Source organism: Bowmanella denitrificans (assembly GCF_002887595.1).
Lineage (GTDB): Bacteria > Pseudomonadota > Gammaproteobacteria > Enterobacterales > Alteromonadaceae > Bowmanella > Bowmanella denitrificans.
Map to the genome: position 1 here is coordinate 33,229 of NZ_PEBU01000002.1, position 17,369 is coordinate 50,597.

A 17,369-nucleotide genomic window follows, 5' to 3' on the forward strand; every position below is an offset into this window, starting at 1 on the left:
TCTCATCAATATCTATTACACTTAATAGTAGTAGCTGTGAGGGCGAAAACTTATGCACAGATGTTCGCTTGTGACCTTGATGCTTTTGCTCACCAGTGGCACCGTTTTTGCCCAGGAAAAACCTGCACTGGAGTGGTGTCTTGATCATTTGCCGCCCAGGCAATTCTATCAGGAGAATAGTCCACCGCATGGCCCTATGGTGGATATGATGAAGGAATTGGCTGCCCGGGCCAATTTCGAACTGCGATTTAGCCTGCCCACGCCAATAGAGCGCTGCCTTAAACGTATGCAAGCCGGTAAAACGGATCTGATGACCGGCTTGTTACTGACTCAGGAGCGGGCAGGGTATTTGTATATGTTGCCATTTGATGAAGCGCGCAGTTTGAGCTGGTTTGTCAACAAGGAAAGAGCGCAGGACAAAGCATTGGCCGCGACCGGTAGAAACGTAACGCTGATGAAGGATCGGTTTTATGACCAGCACGTACCATCAGTTTTGCAACAAAATGGCTACCAGGTACGCTGGTCAGAGACCACCGATGAGGCATTGGCAGAACTGTTCACAGGCGTAACGGATGTGATTATCGGCCCCCAGCACATTTTGGAGTACCTGATCGCCTCTCAGCCCAGGTATCAGGGCGCACTAGTGTTACAGCCCTCAGATTTGACCCCGGTATCCCAGGTTTATCTGGCCATTTCACGCAAAAGCGCTAGCGAGCAGTTGCAAGAGCAAATTGCCAAGGAACTTAAAGAAATGGTGCGAGAAGGTAAAACCCATTTTTATACTGACCGTTAGAAAACCATTTCCATTAGAGGTAAAGGAGAAGTTCGGAGACTTCAACAAGCAATGAAAGGCTCAGAACAATGATGCGCCACAGGTTATTAAACGCTCTGAGCCATGTGAAACAGCCCTTTGGCTTGTGATTCTTGCGCGCTTACTCAAGAATGTAGCAAGAAACCAGTGAATAACCGAACCGGCAATTGATTGCCCCCGAATGCGGACGTTGTCATTGAATCCAGATTTTACCAGAGCCTTGTATTCTAGAATGTTGCGAATGATTGGCTTTTTGCTTTGGGCAATGAGTCAGCCTGGCTTGGCAGTACCTGAACCGCCCATACGGGTATTGACTGAAATATTGCCGCCGCTGCAGTTACAGGGGGAAAATGGTCGGCAGCAGGGGCTGCATGTGGATGTGGTAAAAGAAGCGTTGAAACGGGCGGGCATTGACGCGGGAATTGAGTTTCACCCCTGGGCCCGTGCCTATCAGGTAGCTCAGGACCAGCCTAATATTCTGATCTTTTCCATGGTCAGATCGACGCAACGTGAGCCCTTGTTTATCTGGGTCAGCAAGTTCCGTGATATCCAATACCACTTTTACAGCCTCAATGCGCGCAAGTTGGACGATATTCAGGACTGGCGCCAGGCCAGGTTGCTTACCGTTGCCGCGCCAAGGGAAAGTTATGAATTACAGTTGCTGGAATCTCTGGACTTTGATGCCACGCGCCTGGCACCGACGGTAACACTGATTCAGTCCTGGCGCTTATTACTCAAAGGGCGGGTGGATGCGGTGTTTGCCACTGAGCTAAGCGCCGCCGCCATTCTCAGTGAGTTAGGGGTGGCTGCTCAGACCGTGCATAAGCATACCCAGGTCAGTCATAGCCCAGGCTTGTACCTTGCTGCCAGCCGGGGCACGGATGAGCAGGTCATTGCCAGGCTTCGCCATGCGATGCAGGATATCAGTAATGACGGTACCTACCAGACTATAATGGCAAAGTATTCCCGTCCCGAATGAACCCTAGCCTATGACTTAATGGAAAAAGGCGTAAAGTGGGTGTCTTTATCATACACATCAACACCTTCACTACGTTTTAAGCGGTTGACGACTAGATAGGTGAAGGGTGTCAGCAGCACTTCCCAGCCCACTTTCAGCAGATAATTGGTCAGCATCACTTTGATGATCAGGTCGCTGCTCCAGACTCCCCAAAATGCCAGCGGGTAGAAGATCAGGGTATCTACCGCCTGGCCCACCATGGTCGAGCCAATGGTGCGTTGATAGAGCGCTTTGCCGGCCGATTGCACTTTCATTTTGGCCATAACAAAGGCATTGGCCATCTCGCCGGCCCAGATTGCCAGCACCGACGCAAAGATAATGCGCGGCACCTGGCCGAAATTCAGGGCAAACGCCTGCTGCATCGAAATGCCGCCGAGATCGCTGTTCCAACTGGCATCGGGCGGGATGGCCGTAATAAAGGCTGCCATGGCGGCGGCAAACAGCGCGGAGGCAAAGCCAGCCCAGATCACCCGCCTGGCCCGGGCATACCCATATACTTCGGTCAGTACGTCACCCAGCACATAAGACAGTGGAAAAAATAAGATACCGGCACCAAAGCTGAAACCGGCAATAGTGGCGACTTTGCCGGCACCAATGATATTTGAGCAGACGATAATTACGCAGGTGGCGACCATCACCAAGTCATAATACTTAAATTTGTGCTGCGCTAAGGCTCGACCGTCGTCAAGTTTGTGCATGAACAGGGTACCCAGGTCCGTTAAGGTGTATGCAGTGTAGCCTGCTCAGGTAACAGGCCGCATGGATTTTTTTAGGGATTAGCCAGCTTTATTTTTCACCCACTCAGCTTTGCGGCGGTGTGCCTTGTTTGGGTTTTTTCGGCTTCTTGGGCTTTTTCGGTTTGATGGGACGCAGATCCAAAATAGACTCTGGCAAGGGCGAGCCTGGTTCAAAACCGACTTCGATTTGCCTTGGCAATAATTGGCCAATCAGGCGCTCAATGGCCTTGAGATTGTCAAATTCCTCTGCACTGGCAAAGGAAATGGCTTGGCCCGATTGACCAGCACGACCGGTGCGGCCAATGCGGTGGATATAGTCCTGACTGATATGCGGCAGATCGAAGTTGATCACCACTGGTAACTGTTTGATATCCAACCCACGCGCGGCCAGGTCGGTGGCAATCAACACTCTGTGCAGGCCCTGATGAAACTCATTCAGGGTTCTGATCCTGGCGCTTTGGCTTTTGTCACCATGGATGGCTGCTGCCGCCAGCTGATGTTTAACCAGGTTCTTTACCAGCCTATCCGCTCCTTGTTTGGTGCGGCAAAACACTAAAATCTGCTGCCAGTTGTGCTGCCTGATCAGCGTTATCAGCAGTTCAGCCTTACGCCCGGTGTCGACCGGAATCAGCCACTGCTGCACGTCAGCAGCCGGGCTGTTGGTGGTGTCCAATGCTATCTCAGTAGCCCGATTCAGTATTTTACCGGCAAGCTCGCGTACCTCGTCTGAAAAGGTGGCAGACAACATCAGGCTTTGTCTGTTAGCTGGCAATAAATGCAGGATCTGTTTGACCTCCGCTAAGAAGCCAAGGTCCAGCATCTTGTCGGCTTCATCCAGCACCAAATAGCCAAGCTGTCTGAAACCCAGGGCGTTGCTGCGAAACAGATCCAACAAGCGGCCGGGGGTAGCAATCAGAATATCTGCACCGGGGCGCAGCCGCTGCATCTGCGGATTGATCTTTACCCCGCCATAAACTGCCTGGGTACGCAGACGCATGCCCAAGGTGCACGCTGTTATATAGTCGCTTACCTGAATGGCCAGCTCGCGGGTGGGCACCAGAATTAAGGCCCTGATATGGTTGGACCGTGCAGGGGCCCCGGCTAACAGCTGTTGAATCAAGGGTAAAGCATAAGCGGCGGTTTTCCCCGAGCCGGTTTGGCTGGAGGCCAGCAGGTCCTGGCCAGACAAGATCAAAGGAATGGTTTGACGCTGAATATCTGTTGGGGTTTGGTAGCCCTGCTGCGAAATTACCTTCAGCAGGGCTGGCGACAGGCCTAATTGCGCAAATGTCATGGGTGCTCGATGCTGTATCTGGCGGGGGGCGGATTATACAGTATGAACCTGCCTGGTTGGCACATCAATTTGACAGGATCTGCATGGGCAGTGCCAGTATCGCGTGGTCGGTGTCAGCGAAGCTATAAATAACGGCAATATGTCCGCCGATAACCACCAGATACCAAAGGGCTGAGACCCACTGACCATAGCGGTTCAAAGGCACTAAATAGGACTGATGGCGACTGCGCCATTCAAACACAATTTCCAGCGCACCGATAAAAATAAAAAACACCAGCAATGCCAGGCCAAAGTACCAGGAAATTAACAGTCCAAACACCATGCCTAGCAGACACACACACAGGCCCAGCCAGGAACGCATGGAAAAGCTGATGCTTTTAATCACATGTCCGCCGTCCAGCGGCAGAATCGGTAACAGGTTAAACAGGTTCAGCAATGAGCCTATAACCGCAGCGCCAGCGAACAGTTCGTGGCCTGTCAGGGTATAGATTAGCAGGCACAATAGTGACATCAGCAGGCCGAATACCGGCCCCATTATGGAGATCACCACGTCCTGCCAGCGGGTTGACAGTTTATCGTCGGACAAGGCCAGGCCGCCGACAAAGGGGATCAGATAAATACCTTTGGTTTTAATGCCAAAATACTGCATGGCCCGCACGTGGCCATATTCATGAGCTACCAGACAAGCTACCAGCACCAGCGCAAACTCAATACTGAATAACCAGCTATAACCTGCTACTGAAGCAGCAGCCAATGCCGCTTTTACTACCTTGGCACTTTTAAATAACTTAAAGCCCAGTGCTAACAGACCGATGGTGCCTTTACGGCTGGGCTCTGCAGGAAGTAAAAATTCTTCCTTTTGGGTTGCCTGTCCGTCCAGGCTAAGCTGGTATCGCATTTTTTGTGTGCCTGGCAGCATTTCTAATGTTAGTTCAGCCTGCATTCCGGCGGCTACGAATTGGTGAGTTGCATGTTCGCCATGAGGTTGCTCGCTGACCAGTTCGCCCGAGTAGAATAGGCATTGTTGGCTATGGCGGATTTCCAGACTAAGAGGAAGGCCATAAAGACTGGCCTGAAGTATTTGCATAAAGAGGTTCCGGTAAGAAGGCTGGCGTATGGTAACGGAGACTGTCTGACAGAAAAAGCAGGGCAATAAATTAAGGCCGGAGATCGCCCTTGTATCGGCTTTGCCGTTAAGTTCGGCGGTGTTATAGCTGTTGCAGGTATAATACCCAACATGTTGATTTTAAGCTATTTCCCTATACTGCCGAATATTGCTACAATCCTGCGCCGAATTTTTCGGTAGGTTGGTCTATTAACCAAAAACAATCAAAACAAAGGTTAAATCAGCCTGGTTTGCACGCACACATCTTCCACTTTTAAGGGATATTCATGAAATTAAATGCTGTAATCAAGGCTGCTCTATTCAGCCTGCTGCCTGTTTCTTCTGTGCTGGCTCAGGAAACTCCAGAATATGGTGCCTGGGTAGCCGGCTTTGGTGAATACTACAAGGTTGACAACGACAAGCCTAACAGCCTGGATAGCTTCGATGATGCGTCTGGTCTGGGCGCTGAGCTGGGATTTCGCTTCACTCCTGAGTGGGGCGCGCGTCTGGAATGGTCACGGCTTAACTTTGACTCCGAGTCCGGTCTGAACGATCGTGACGGCGACCGCTTTGGTATCGACGCGCTGCATTACTTCGATAAAAAGCAGACCTATTTGTTTGCCGGTTTTAAACACCAGAACCTGGGTGAAAACTATCGACTGGTGAATTTTGGTCTGGGTCGGCACTGGGATCTGAGCCAAAACTGGAAACTGGTCACAGAAGCGGCTGCCTATTATGACTTTGGTCAGGATTTCACTGATTTTGGTTTGAAACTGGGGCTGGCTTACACCTTTGGTGGCAATAGTGCATCCGGCGGTACCCCTTCAAACATCAGTAGTCAATTGAACGAACCGGCACAAACTGCGACAGACAGTGATGGCGACGGCGTTAATGACAATCAGGATCGCTGTGCCAATACGCCTAAGGGCGACAGGGTAGATGCCTTTGGCTGTACCTTATTTGATGAAAAAACCGTATCCAGCGCGCTGGATATGCTGTTTGCCCATGACAGCCATAAGATTGCCAACCCTGATTCTCAGCAGGTCAAGAACTTTGCTGATTTTATGCAGCAATACCCAGATACCACTGTCACCATCGAAGGTCATACTTCTCTGGTGGGGACCGAAGCGTATAACCAGCAGCTGTCTGAACGCCGCGCCGCTGCCGTGAAAAAACTGCTGGTAGAGCGCTATGCTATCAGCGCCGAGCGCATCAGCACTGTGGGTTATGGCGAGTCCCGCCCACTGGATCGCGCAGACAATGAGGCGGCCCACAGTGCCAACCGCCGTATTCATGCTCAGGTCAGCACCACGAAAAAGGTCAAACTGACCCGCTAATTTATAGGTTGTTAGCATAAAAAGGCGCGATTTCGCGCCTTTTTTCTTGCTTTTATAATCAGTAAAGGATTTAGGCTGGTGGTTTAGCGTCGTTGTCTTTAGCATGTGTCTTGTAAATCAGTGATACAAGGAATGAAGCATGTTTCCCATCGAAGTCTGGCTGACCTACAGCCTGGCCTGTGTACTGCTGGTGCTGTCCCCCGGGCCGGATAATCTGCTGGCCATCGGCAGAGGGCTGAGTCAGGGCAAACTGGCCGCTGTGCTTTCTGGCTTATCATCCGGCACCGGCATTTTGTTTCATGTGCTGGCCGCCACCTTTGGTTTAACACTTCTGATTAAAACCTCCGCTGTGGCCTTTTATGCTGTTAAGTTGATTGGGGCCGCCTATCTGATTTGGCTGGGGATCAAGGTACTGCGCTCACGCAGCCTGTTTACCCTGGAGCCGGTGAAAAAGCAGTCCCTGACCAGTATCTTCTCTACGGGCTTTCTATCCGCTGCACTTAACCCTAAACCAGGTATGTTTGTGCTGGCCTTTGTTCCGCAGTTCGTCAACCCCGAGCTTGGCTCGGTAACCACGCAAATGTTGGTGTATGGCGTCTGGTTTGCTGTATTAACCGCAACCGGTTTTGCCCTGATGGGCATCTTTGCGGCAAAAATCAGCCACTGGCTGAAAGCCCGCCCCAAAGTAGTGAACGGCTTGAATATTGGCGCAGGCATCACTTTTATCGGCTCTGGGCTGGCGGTGGCTGCGATGAAGCAGCGCTGATTCCGCCACAGCAGGCGTTTTTGTAAGCGGGGCAGTTTGGAGGCTTGGTTCAACTGCCACAGAGTTTACTTTTTGTTCACAAAGCTTGCGATTGACGTTATAACTACCCTGTACATATAAAAATTAAATACGCTTTAAGGGAGTACAGGGATGTTATCGCGCCTATCTTTTTCAGGCCTGATTATGGGTCTGCTTATCTGTTTTGCTTCATTATTTTGTAGCGCTCAACCATTGTCTCTAGTCGAGAAGGGCCGTTGGGGCACGGTTGAATATAACTATGTTGCGGGTATAGATCGTTATTTGGTGGCAGCAGGAGCCGGACGAGTTGATGTATATGATACTAATGGCGCCGACTCAATCGTGAGCAGCCTAAAGCTACCATCTCTGATCTCTGCAATAACTCTCTTCAGTAATCATCTGGCTGTTACATATGATAACAAAATCCAGTTTTATAAGTTGGATAGTGAAGGTGTTTTGAACTTAGTGCTTGAACGTGACTTAGCAAGTTTATTTTCTGATTGTATGGTTGAGGACGACTCGCGGCTCTATATTGTTTCGACTATGCCAGATAAGAAAATTATTCATACTGTTGGCATGGATAATGATGGGCTGCATTTTCTTGAACCGATTTCTATAGAAAATGCGAATCTGACTTATTGCAGCATAGGTAAGGAAAATGATGCAATGGTTGGAATATTCAGAGGAGAACAATATGCAAAGGGTGAGGTACTTTATTCAAAAATTAATGTTGGCCAAAGTGAAGGTGAAAACATCATAAATTTATCACTTTTTACTGGTGAATACATTCAAAACCTAAGATTGCTGGATGGTGGAATTTTAGCCGCATACTTCATCAAGGAAAGTGTCGTGAGAATCTATTCTGTGGAGAACAATGAATTGAACTTGCTGGATTCTTACATTGACTCAAGATTACGCAATATGCAGATGGGGGCTTCTGGTAATAGATTGATTTTTATAGATGGATCTGTAAGTGTTATTTCTTTAATTTACAAAAATGGAAAGCTTGAAAAAGATATTGATTCGGATTATTCGTATGTAATGAATGGAGCTGGTAGGTTTGCATTTGTCAATTATAGTGATGGAGTTCTCTATCTGGCCTCTGATAAATATGGCCCAGTTGTTTTTGATATAGAAAATCATTATTCGCAGTATTTTGACTATGGTGGTGGAAGTTATGGCGGAGGATTTTACTATGAAGGTGATTTCTATCTTAACAAAGGGGGGAAACTACTACAGCTAAAATTTGATAGAAATGGTACACCTAATGTTTTGAACTCTGAATATGTTTCTGAAAATGGTTGGTGGGGAAGACCGGGTTACTATAAAAATAGAATTGTGCTGTCAGTTGGGAAAAAATTGTTGGTTTATACCCTGACAATTGACAATGAATTTTATAAGACAGAAGAATTAGATGTTGATTGTGCAATTGTGTATGAATTTTTGATTAAAGATGATGACTTATATATACCCTGTAGAAGTAAAATTCTAAAGTACAATTTGCAACGTGATGATTTAATTTCTGAGAGTTTGGTCGTGTATCCTATAGATCCAGATTTGTACAGTGATACAGATCTCTACAGTAATAATAAATATTATCCGAGGCTATACCATGCAAATGATAATATTGTGCTACTTGTAAAGATGAATGACGAGCCGAATAAAGTTTTCATTTATGGCTTGGACGAAAACCTGATTTTTTCACTCCGCAGCACATCTGATTCTGAATTGGAATTGTTAGGCTTTGATATTGTTGGTGAGTATTTTTTGGCAAATTTTGATGGAAGAAAAAAAGCCTGTTTTGGAAAAGTTAATAAAGACTACAAGCTTGAGTGCTGGTCGCAGATTGAAAGTTACTATAATACACCTGGATTAATTGGTAATACGCTTGTTTTGGAGCAAGAAGCCATTGGTGGTGAAATTTCAAGGTATTTTTATTCAATAAATGATGAAGCGAGAGATGTTAGTCTTTTGTATTTACAAGAGGATGTTGAAACTATAGGTGCTTCAGGGATTTCCCGTGATTCAAAAAAAGTATTAGGTAGTTCATATTTATACGGGGAGGTTATTTATTATGAGCTTAAGATGGCCCCCGTCTTAAGAGACTTAATGGTTGTTTTTGATGAAGATGAAAGCTATCACTGGAACTTGGAAAGTAGTGATGATGGTGATGTTGAGGTAATGATTCTAGTTGATCCTAATTATGGTAACCTTGCCTATGACTCCGACAAGAAAATATTAACTTACACCCCAAACGAAGACTTTTTTGGATCGGATATATTTAATGTTCAGCTTAAGGATATGGAGGGGAACTTTAATACATTCATTATTGAAGTAGAGGTGAAAGCAGTAGATGATGAGCCGAAGCCTCAGGCTAAAGAAGTGAATATGACCTCAGGTAATACTTATCAGGGGCAGTTGGCCAGTCAAGATATAGATGGTGATACCCTGACTTATACTTTGCTAGAGAATACCAATAACGGAGCACTAACCCTTAATGTAAATGGTAGTTACAGCTATACGCCCGATACCGGGTATAGCGGTACAGACAAGTTTACTTACCAGGTAAGTGATTCTAACGGCAATACAGCGCAAAGCGAAGTGCAGATTAGGGTGGAAAAGGCCTCTACACCGCCACCGGCAAGCACAAATTCATCTGGCGGCGGTGGGGCAGTGCCGTGGATTTGGCTGGCACTTTTATGGCTTAGCTACTTTCACCGGTCGGCGTTTGAGGCACGTTGGCGTACCTAAACTTAGGTATATGCCGGAACAGGATCTGGCCGTGATTCGCGAGGCCACTAATAAAGCCAGGGTTTTAGGTGACGACAGGTTCAAGGCCCAAATCGAAGCCAGGACAGGGCGACGGTCTTCGCCGTTGGGGCGTGGAGGAGACAGAAAGTCGGCGGCTTTTCGGGAAAGGCAAGATCGATGACCCTGCCCCTGTACTGCCATTAATGAATCTGTTGCCGACCAGACTCTGCTTTAACCCAAAAGGCCCAGGTCGGGATGGTTGAAATTGCGCAAATTGGGTAGCAAATGATTCAGGTCATCTTTTGCTACACCAAACCAACGACATAAGCTGGCTACATATTGCTCGAAGCTGGTGGTGGGAATTATTCGGCCTCTGCCCAGATCATCATCGCTATCTAATTCTAATGTTGGCAGTTGCCCATAAATCTGCCCGCCTTTTACTGCCCCACCAAGGATAAAATGGTGGCTACCCCAACCATGGTCTGTGCCATCACCGTTTCGCGTCAGTGTTCGACCAAATTCTGACATAGTGAAAGCTGTTACATTGTTTTCAAGCCCAAGTGCTTCTAATGCCTGGTAAAAAAGTCCCAGGCCCTGATCTAGCTGCATTAGTAGTGGTGAGTGCAGCGTTAGTTGATCGCGATGAGTATCAAAGCCACCAAGATTGACATAAAAAACCTGACGTTTAACTTCAAAAGCGTCCTGTGCGGCGATTAGCCTTACGATCATGGCCAGGCTTTGTACAAAACTATTGGTATTTGCCGCTGCGAAAATAGGAAGTGATGGCATGGGCTGACTATCAAGTATATCTGTAACGTATTGCGCCATCCCCCAAGCATCCATTTGCACATCGGCATAATAGTTTTGTAACAAGTTTGGCCGGGTGCTGCTGAGAAATTGCCGATACAACCTGGCACGAGATGCGGAGAAGGCGGTCGGATCGGCTTCCGACAACTGGTCAATCATACTGACCCCGCTACTGCGCACAGTGTAGGGCAATCTATTGATACCGCGCTGCAAGTAGTTGTCACCAGACAAACTGACGTTCATTGCCAGTTGCTGGTTGATGTTGCTTTGCGCAAGCAATTCAGCCACTCTGCCTGCCCAACCGCTGCTCAGCGTACCTTGATTTAACGTATGTGCGTATAAGGTTTGGTCGTGGTGGGAAAACAACTGCGCTGGTGGTAACGCTGTTTTGTCAAAATATGCTTGCTTACTTATGGGCTCGTGCAAATTTCCCGTATTTGCCAGCACAGCAAGTTTTCCCCGGTTAAAAAGTGATTGCGTTTCGAGCAAATGGTTATGTAAACCATAAGGCTGCTGACCGCTGTTAAGGGGCAGCAACTGTTCGCGGGCAATGGCTAATTCCTGACGAATTGCAGCGTAGCTGTTGTAAGCTGATGTCCCCATAGGCACAAAGCAGTTAAATGCATCGTTGCCACCCTGCAGATTAATGCAGACCAGGGCCTTATACCCAACTGAGCTTTGTGCATTGGCAAAAAGGGGCAACAGACTGCTGCCAAGAACTGTGCCCGCCAGGCCTTTCGCCATAGATTTGATAAATTGTCGACGATGATTTTGGGTTTTCATGTTCTTACCTTTGCACTGCATATTCTGGCGAAATAGCTATCAGATATATGGCTTCATAGACGCGCTCTAACGGGTCATTCAGCAACTTGATGTGTTCAGCAATTAACTTACTGTGTTGCTCGCTGATCTGCCCTTGTGTGAGTAACAAATTGATTCTGTCGACTAATGCGCCGGGTGTATCAGCTAAAGCCAGCTCTGCGTCAAGGTTCAGCAAAGCTTTTACCGGTGGGTTGTTCCAGAATATGTTTGCGCCAGAGGCTTGCCCTGTATTCAGGTAAAGCTGTTTATCAGCGTAGTGTCGGCGATAAATAAGATTAGCCAGCAAGTTTGCCTGGTTGATTGCTGCCGCTCCGCCAAAAACCTGGAACTCGGGGGCATACAGGTTGTTCTGTGTAAAAACTCCTGGCGGGGAGTAGTCAGTTTGATAGAAGTTAAAGACGGTAGGCGCATACAAAAACGTTTCTTCTGTTGGTTCATTAAGCAAATACTGAATGGTATCTATGGTTACCCCGTTTGGGCCTTTAACTGGTGTACCGCGTGCTTTAAAGCTGCGCCAAATGCCAGCTATAACCAGCGGCGACTCTTTACGTTTGCCAAAATATTCTTGCTCCTTGTGAGCATCCAAAGCCAACTCTTCATCCAGATAAATCGCTTTGATGACGGCCTTCATGTCACCTTTCATCCCTGCACCATTGTCGTTAAACACGCTAGCCACTCTGGCAACATAGGCCGGACTGGGATTACTGGTGATCAAATGTTGTATCAGCTTCTTACTGATAAATGGTGCGACATTTGGGTGCGACATAATATTGCGGATGGCCGAACGCATGTCTTGCATGGGAGTTTGCCCGGCTGGGATGAATTCTCCTTGCAATAACGTTTTAGCCCCTGAATCGTGGTACTCAGCGAATGCCTTCATGGGCTCGACATTGCTGATTGGTGTGCGCCAATAGGCAAATTCTCCGCCCTCTGCGAACTCAATATTGGTAGAAAAGCTCCACCCGGTGAATATCCGCGCAAACTCATTAACCCTGTTCTGATCGTAGGTAGCAATGCTGTTGCCACTGGCGTCCAGTTTGATTGAACCGTCCAGATTTAGTTCTTCCAAACCAATACTGAACAACTGTAAAATTTCTCGCGCGTAGTTTTCATCTGGGAAAATACCGCGCTGCGGATCGGCTTTTGGATTGTTAATGGCGCTAAGGTATATACCCATAATAGGATTAAGACTGACCTCCAACAGCAGTTGCTCAAAGCTGCCAAATGCCTGGCTGGCAAGGATGTCTGAATAATTGGCGAAACCTCGTTCTCGGGCATACATACCGCCACCCTGATGTGACACCACCAGAATCTGACTTAGAGCCAGTACGACACGCTGCCTGAGTTGATCCGGCCCCCAAACCACGGTTTCCCACCACACGTCTTGCTTTGCCACCATACGGGCCCACTCGCCGTTGGTGGCTGAGTCGTAATACATGCTGGGTGGGACGGCGAGGTAACCATAAGCTTCCACCCGACTATCCAACAGCTCTACCTGAGAGGTTAGGGGAGCGGATAGTTGCTGCTCCAGCCATGCTTCTTTGCCTTTATCAAGGATAAATTCAATATCCTTGGCGGTAACACCAAAACTAGCTCGGCTTAAGAATTGTGCTGCCTCGATAGCCCTTTCCCAATCCACTTCTTGTCGAGAGGGTAAAACAGGGTCTGGTTGCGTATCCGGCTTCAGTACTGTTGTTTCACTGATAGGGGGCGTCGGCGGCGTGATGATATGGTTGTTTTTCCCAACATCAGTTTCTTTGCCGCTTCCACCGCAGGCTGTCAACAAAACTGCAGCACTGATGGCTAAGGTGAGCTGTTTTCTGTATTTGATAAACATAAAATTGCGCTGTTAAAATGTAACAATTATGTTTCTATTTTGTGATAATAATTACCTTGATTTGAGTGTTTTGCAATCAGTTTTTTTATAGTTCACTGAATTGATTGCTTTGTAGTGTCGCCATTAATGAAGAAGGCAAACAATCCTTGTTGCAGAATATGTCGGTGCATTGCCGTCCTTTAAGTTAATGCTGTTCAAATGTGGCGGTAGTGTGGTGGCTAGTGAAGTTACAGCTCGGTTCTCAACATTCGCGCAGACTTGCGGCACAATAGTTGTTAAGCCTTAGATTGTTCCGCCTCAAGAATGCACAAATCCGACCGACTCTTTCAGCTAACTCATTTATTACGTACCTATCAGCCCATTACGGCGGCACAGCTTGCTGAGCGGATGGGGCTGTCGGTACGTACTATCTACCGCTACGTGGACGATTTGTCGGTGGCAGGTATTCCGGTGTATGGCGAAGCGGGGATTGGCTACCGGTTAATGGAGGGGTTTGAGCTACCGCCACTGACATTGACCGCACAGGAGCTTGAAGCCCTGATGCTGGGCGTGAAATTAGTGGCATCCCGCACCGGTCATCAGCTTGGGCAGGCGGCCCGTGCATTACAGGGCAAAATTGAGGCGGCTGTACCGGTAGCTTTGACACGGCAAGTGGAGCAGCAGCGGTTTGTGCGAGTGCCGGATGAATCCGTAGACATTATGCAATTGCCGCGATGGGATGCGCTTTACATCGCCATTGCGAACAACCAACAGCTGAAGATTCAATACCATTCATTACAAGAACAACAAAGCGCGCGTCAGATTCAGCCGCTGGGGCTGTTTTACTGGGGCGGCAAATGGACGTTGGGTGCCTGGTGTTTTAAACGTCAGCAATACCGGGATTTTCGTGTAGACAGGTTAACGGCCGTTATGACGCCTGCTGCAAGTTTGCCTTGCCCGGCGCATATTTCCCTGGCGGATTACTTGGCCCTTAAACGCGATGCCACTGACACAAGGTTGTCAGCAGGGTAGCCTTAAACTGGTTTCTCCATCACAAGGAGACACTATGAATACCTTAGATATTAATCAGTTTACCGGCCTGGAATGGGGCCGGTTTAAACTTAAAAATGGCGTAACAGAAGCACAGTTGCTGGCCTGCCACGCCCGGGTGACCAGAGAGTTTATGTCTCAGCAGCAGGGCATACTGGGGCATTATTTACTTAAGGGGCCGGACGGTCAGTATGTGGATCTGGCGCTGGCCGACAGCCAGGACCGGGCCGAGCAGGTCTGTGCCATGTGGATGGACAATGCCGCAACCCTGGCCTTGGTGGAACAGTTGGATCCCGCATCGGTGGATATCAGCTTCTGGCAACGGCTCGGCGCTTAACTTTTCACAGCACGTTTTTCTATTGGCGGGGCATCAGGCCCCGATTTTTTATAGCCAGCGACGAGTCTGCTGACAATACGCTTCGTATTGATGTTTAAATTTGTGCTGCATCTGGGCCTCCTCAAAGGGGATATACCAGAAATGCAGCATCACAAAAAACACCCCAACCAGTAGCCAGGCAGCCGGGGCGGCAAAGCATAAAATTGCTGCACCGCTAAGGCCAGTCAGCATCCCCAGATACATTGGATTTCGGCTGTAGCGAAACAGGCCGGCCTGAATTAATTTATCCGGCTCGCCAAAGGTAGGAATATTGGTTTGTTGGCGGACAAACAGCCGTTTATGCCAGATGGCTATGGCCAGACCGGCGATTAATATTGGTACACCAGCAAGGTTGGCAGGATAGGGCAACCAATGTGGCCCATCCAGCCAATAACAAACGGGCGCCATGGTAAAAGCGAGCAGAAAAAATACCTGTGGGGGTAACAGTCTTTGCATCTTCATCTCCGGTGAGCGGTTTTTCAGCAAAGTCTGCCATGGTTGTCAGGCGGTTTCCTTAACCTGGGTTAAGCCCATTTTGGCGCGGATTCTGGATAAGGCCACATCGGTAATACCCAGATACATGGCCACCTGATAAAGGGGGTAATGCTGGGCATCGTCACCAAACTCTCGCAGAAAGCCCTGATAACGTTGCTGAGCATCCTGCAACAGAAAGCTGGCTTCACGCCGTTCTTTTTTTATCGCCAGTCCTTCAAGCAGCATGCGGGTCAGGTGGTTCCAGGCGGTGTAACTGTCGGCCAGGTGCGTGAGCTCGCGATAACTGATGCAGGCAGTCAGGTTATTGGTGAGAGCCTGGGTGGAAAACGGACTGGGCTGATTGGCTATCAGGCTGTGCATGCAGGCAAACAGGCTACCTGGGCGGGTTAGCGATTTATTGCGTTCCTTGCCCTGCGGCGTCAGGTAATAATAGCGCCCCAGACCTTCCAGGATAAAATACAGGCGCTGCGGTGCTTCTCCGGCGCGAAATATACATTCACCACTTTCCCAATGTTTAAGCTTAAAGCAGCCAGCAGCAGCGTGCCAGGCAGAATCATCCAGTTGAATATGGCGACCAAGGGCACTTCTGAGATTTTCCAGGTTCGGCATAATAGTTCCAATTGATGTTTTTTTATCCGCGGCCGTACAGCTTATGTCAGTTGCCAAACGCTGTCATTGGATTTATGTTGAGCGTCCTCGTTTATCCATAAGGATACCTTTTGCCACATTGTATTGTTGAATATTCCAAGGCGCTGGAAAGCCGCATTATGCCTGAGTCCATGTTACAGGCCGTATACCAGGGCGCGGTGGAGTCTGGCTTGTTTACTCCGTCGGCCATTAAAAGTCGTGCCATTGCCTGCGACTATTATATGGTGGGCGATCAGGTGGCGGACTTTATTCATATCAGTTTGCGTATTTTGTCCGGTCGCACTGATGAGCAGAAAAATACCCTGAGCCAAGCGGTGCTGGCTAAATTTAAAACGCTGCCGCTAAGCCAGGTATCGGTTACCGTCGAAGTGCTGGATATCCATACTGATAGCTACGCCAAGTTGATACTTTAAAGCAGCCCGCAAAAGACACATACAAGGAGTGAATAATGAAACGGATTTTGATGTTACTTACCGCCTGTTGTTTAAGCGCGTGTACCAGCACGACGGAAACGCCAGACCCGCTTTAACTTTTGCATTAAAAATGAAAATTGTGACCTGGTGGCTAAGGCCCGGGAATGCCCGGGACTGGACGTACTGACATCAAAGGGTACTATCATCACAACAAGAACATTGCTGTAAGGAGTGTAAATGAAGGCATATGTTAGCGCACTGCTGTTGTTACTCAGTGCCAGGGTGCTGGCTTTTGACGTGCAGGTACTGGAGATTAACAGTGACAGTATGGGCATCAGCCATAAGGCAACGATGGTGTTACCCGACAGTTATACCGAGGGTGACAGGCGTTACCCTGTACTGTATCTGCTGCACGGCCATGGTGGGAATTACCAGAATTGGGCAGAGCGTACCGATGTAGAAGCATTGGCCGACAAGCATCAGATGTTGATCGTGATGCCGGACGGTAATATTGACAGCTGGTATCTGGACAGTGCGGTAAAAGCCAATAGCCAATATCAGCGTTATATTGGCGAAGAAATTCCGGCTTTTATCGATGCCCGGTTTCGTACTGTGGCCGAGCGCAGTGGCCGAGCTATTACTGGCCTGAGCATGGGGGGATTCGGCGCATTAAATGTGGCACTGGCCTATCCGCAGCACTTTATTGCTGCCGGTAGCACCAGTGGCGGCGTGGACCCCCGTGGTTTTGAGGGTAAATGGGGCTTAAATGAGGTACTTGGCGATCCTGTTGTTAACCAGCAGGCGTGGATGCAAAAGGCCATTGTTAATCGTCTGGCCGTGCTAAAGCAGCATCAACTGGGGTTGATCGTGGATTGCGGAGTGGACGATTTCTTTTTAGCAGCCAACCGCCGCTTACACCAGACACTGCTGGATGCAGGGATTGCCCATACCTATATTGAACAACCGGGTGGCCATAACTGGCCATATTGGGCGGACAGTATTGTTTATCAGGCAGAATTTTTCAGTCGTTACCTGTCCAAGTCAGGTCAAACCGAACAGGTTTCCAACCCCTAACTGTATGGCTGTAGGCCGGGTTTAAACCCGA

The 17,369-nt window shown here is 48.5% G+C and carries 16 protein-coding genes; 9 read left to right on the forward strand and 7 right to left on the reverse strand.

All coding sequences use genetic code 11. The annotated features are described in order from the left end of the window. Positions 1 to 52: 52 nt before the first annotated feature. Together CSR04_RS03665 and CSR04_RS03670 are read left to right on the forward strand one after the other, a co-directional pair. The gene (locus CSR04_RS03665; protein ID WP_102794905.1) at positions 53 to 793 is read left to right on the forward strand and encodes a substrate-binding periplasmic protein; all 741 of its coding nucleotides are present in this window, start codon (positions 53 to 55) and stop codon (positions 791 to 793) included. A gap of 250 nt (positions 794 to 1,043) precedes the next feature. After that, positions 1,044 to 1,790, forward strand: coding sequence for a substrate-binding periplasmic protein (locus tag CSR04_RS03670; protein WP_172449224.1), 747 nt, complete (start codon positions 1,044 to 1,046; stop codon positions 1,788 to 1,790). A gap of 8 nt (positions 1,791 to 1,798) precedes the next feature. Here the strand turns inward: CSR04_RS03670 and CSR04_RS03675 are convergent, their stop codons facing one another. The 3 genes from CSR04_RS03675 to CSR04_RS03685 all read right to left on the reverse strand — a co-directional run bounded on the left by CSR04_RS03675 (position 1,799) and on the right by CSR04_RS03685 (position 4,947). After that, complete coding sequence (locus CSR04_RS03675) at positions 1,799 to 2,527, reverse strand: queuosine precursor transporter (protein ID WP_102794907.1); 729 nt, start codon at positions 2,525 to 2,527, stop codon at positions 1,799 to 1,801. Positions 2,528 to 2,630: 103 nt separating this feature from the next. Then, entirely contained in the window at positions 2,631 to 3,860 is a 1,230-nt protein-coding gene (locus CSR04_RS03680) for a DEAD/DEAH box helicase (protein WP_102794908.1), read from the reverse strand. A 64-nt stretch (positions 3,861 to 3,924) separates the two neighbouring features. Beyond that, complete coding sequence (locus CSR04_RS03685; protein ID WP_102794909.1) at positions 3,925 to 4,947, reverse strand: site-2 protease family protein; 1,023 nt, start codon at positions 4,945 to 4,947, stop codon at positions 3,925 to 3,927. Between the two features lie 305 nt (positions 4,948 to 5,252). Here CSR04_RS03685 and CSR04_RS03690 point away from each other — a divergent pair, with 305 nt between their 5' ends. From CSR04_RS03690 to CSR04_RS03700, 3 genes are all read left to right on the forward strand, one after another. After that, complete coding sequence (locus CSR04_RS03690) at positions 5,253 to 6,302, forward strand: OmpA family protein (protein ID WP_102794910.1); 1,050 nt, start codon at positions 5,253 to 5,255, stop codon at positions 6,300 to 6,302. A gap of 139 nt (positions 6,303 to 6,441) precedes the next feature. After that, positions 6,442 to 7,068 carry a LysE family translocator gene (locus CSR04_RS03695; protein ID WP_102794911.1) on the forward strand — a complete coding sequence of 209 codons (627 nt, stop codon included), beginning with the start codon at positions 6,442 to 6,444 and terminating at the stop codon, positions 7,066 to 7,068. Positions 7,069 to 7,218: 150 nt separating this feature from the next. Further along, entirely contained in the window at positions 7,219 to 9,837 is a 2,619-nt protein-coding gene (locus tag CSR04_RS03700; RefSeq protein WP_102794912.1) for an Ig-like domain-containing protein, read from the forward strand. Positions 9,838 to 10,068: 231 nt separating this feature from the next. On the opposite strand, the gene CSR04_RS03710 is transcribed toward CSR04_RS03700, so the two are convergent. Both CSR04_RS03710 and CSR04_RS03715 read right to left on the reverse strand, forming a co-directional pair. Then, entirely contained in the window at positions 10,069 to 11,427 is a 1,359-nt protein-coding gene (locus CSR04_RS03710; protein WP_172449225.1) for a DUF1501 domain-containing protein, read from the reverse strand. A 4-nt stretch (positions 11,428 to 11,431) separates the two neighbouring features. Further along, positions 11,432 to 13,303, reverse strand: a complete 1,872-nt coding sequence (locus CSR04_RS03715) for a DUF1800 domain-containing protein (protein WP_102794914.1) — start codon at positions 13,301 to 13,303, stop codon at positions 11,432 to 11,434. 303 nt (positions 13,304 to 13,606) lie between these two features. Between CSR04_RS03715 and CSR04_RS03720 the strand changes: the two genes are divergently transcribed. Both CSR04_RS03720 and CSR04_RS03725 read left to right on the forward strand, forming a co-directional pair. Next, positions 13,607 to 14,314, forward strand: a complete 708-nt coding sequence (locus tag CSR04_RS03720) for a helix-turn-helix transcriptional regulator (protein ID WP_102794915.1) — start codon at positions 13,607 to 13,609, stop codon at positions 14,312 to 14,314. Between the two features lie 34 nt (positions 14,315 to 14,348). Further along, positions 14,349 to 14,669, forward strand: a complete 321-nt coding sequence (locus CSR04_RS03725) for a hypothetical protein (protein ID WP_102794916.1) — start codon at positions 14,349 to 14,351, stop codon at positions 14,667 to 14,669. Between the two features lie 48 nt (positions 14,670 to 14,717). Here the strand turns inward: CSR04_RS03725 and CSR04_RS03730 are convergent, their stop codons facing one another. Together CSR04_RS03730 and CSR04_RS03735 are read right to left on the reverse strand one after the other, a co-directional pair. Continuing rightward, positions 14,718 to 15,164, reverse strand: a complete 447-nt coding sequence (locus CSR04_RS03730; protein WP_102794917.1) for a methyltransferase family protein — start codon at positions 15,162 to 15,164, stop codon at positions 14,718 to 14,720. Positions 15,165 to 15,209: 45 nt separating this feature from the next. Continuing rightward, complete coding sequence (locus CSR04_RS03735; RefSeq protein WP_102794918.1) at positions 15,210 to 15,812, reverse strand: Crp/Fnr family transcriptional regulator; 603 nt, start codon at positions 15,810 to 15,812, stop codon at positions 15,210 to 15,212. A 110-nt stretch (positions 15,813 to 15,922) separates the two neighbouring features. Here CSR04_RS03735 and CSR04_RS03740 point away from each other — a divergent pair, with 110 nt between their 5' ends. Continuing rightward, complete coding sequence (locus CSR04_RS03740) at positions 15,923 to 16,264, forward strand: 5-carboxymethyl-2-hydroxymuconate Delta-isomerase (RefSeq protein WP_102794919.1); 342 nt, start codon at positions 15,923 to 15,925, stop codon at positions 16,262 to 16,264. 237 nt (positions 16,265 to 16,501) lie between these two features. Then, positions 16,502 to 17,338, forward strand: a complete 837-nt coding sequence (locus CSR04_RS03745) for an alpha/beta hydrolase (protein ID WP_102794920.1) — start codon at positions 16,502 to 16,504, stop codon at positions 17,336 to 17,338. The last annotated feature ends 31 nt before the right edge of the window (positions 17,339 to 17,369 follow it).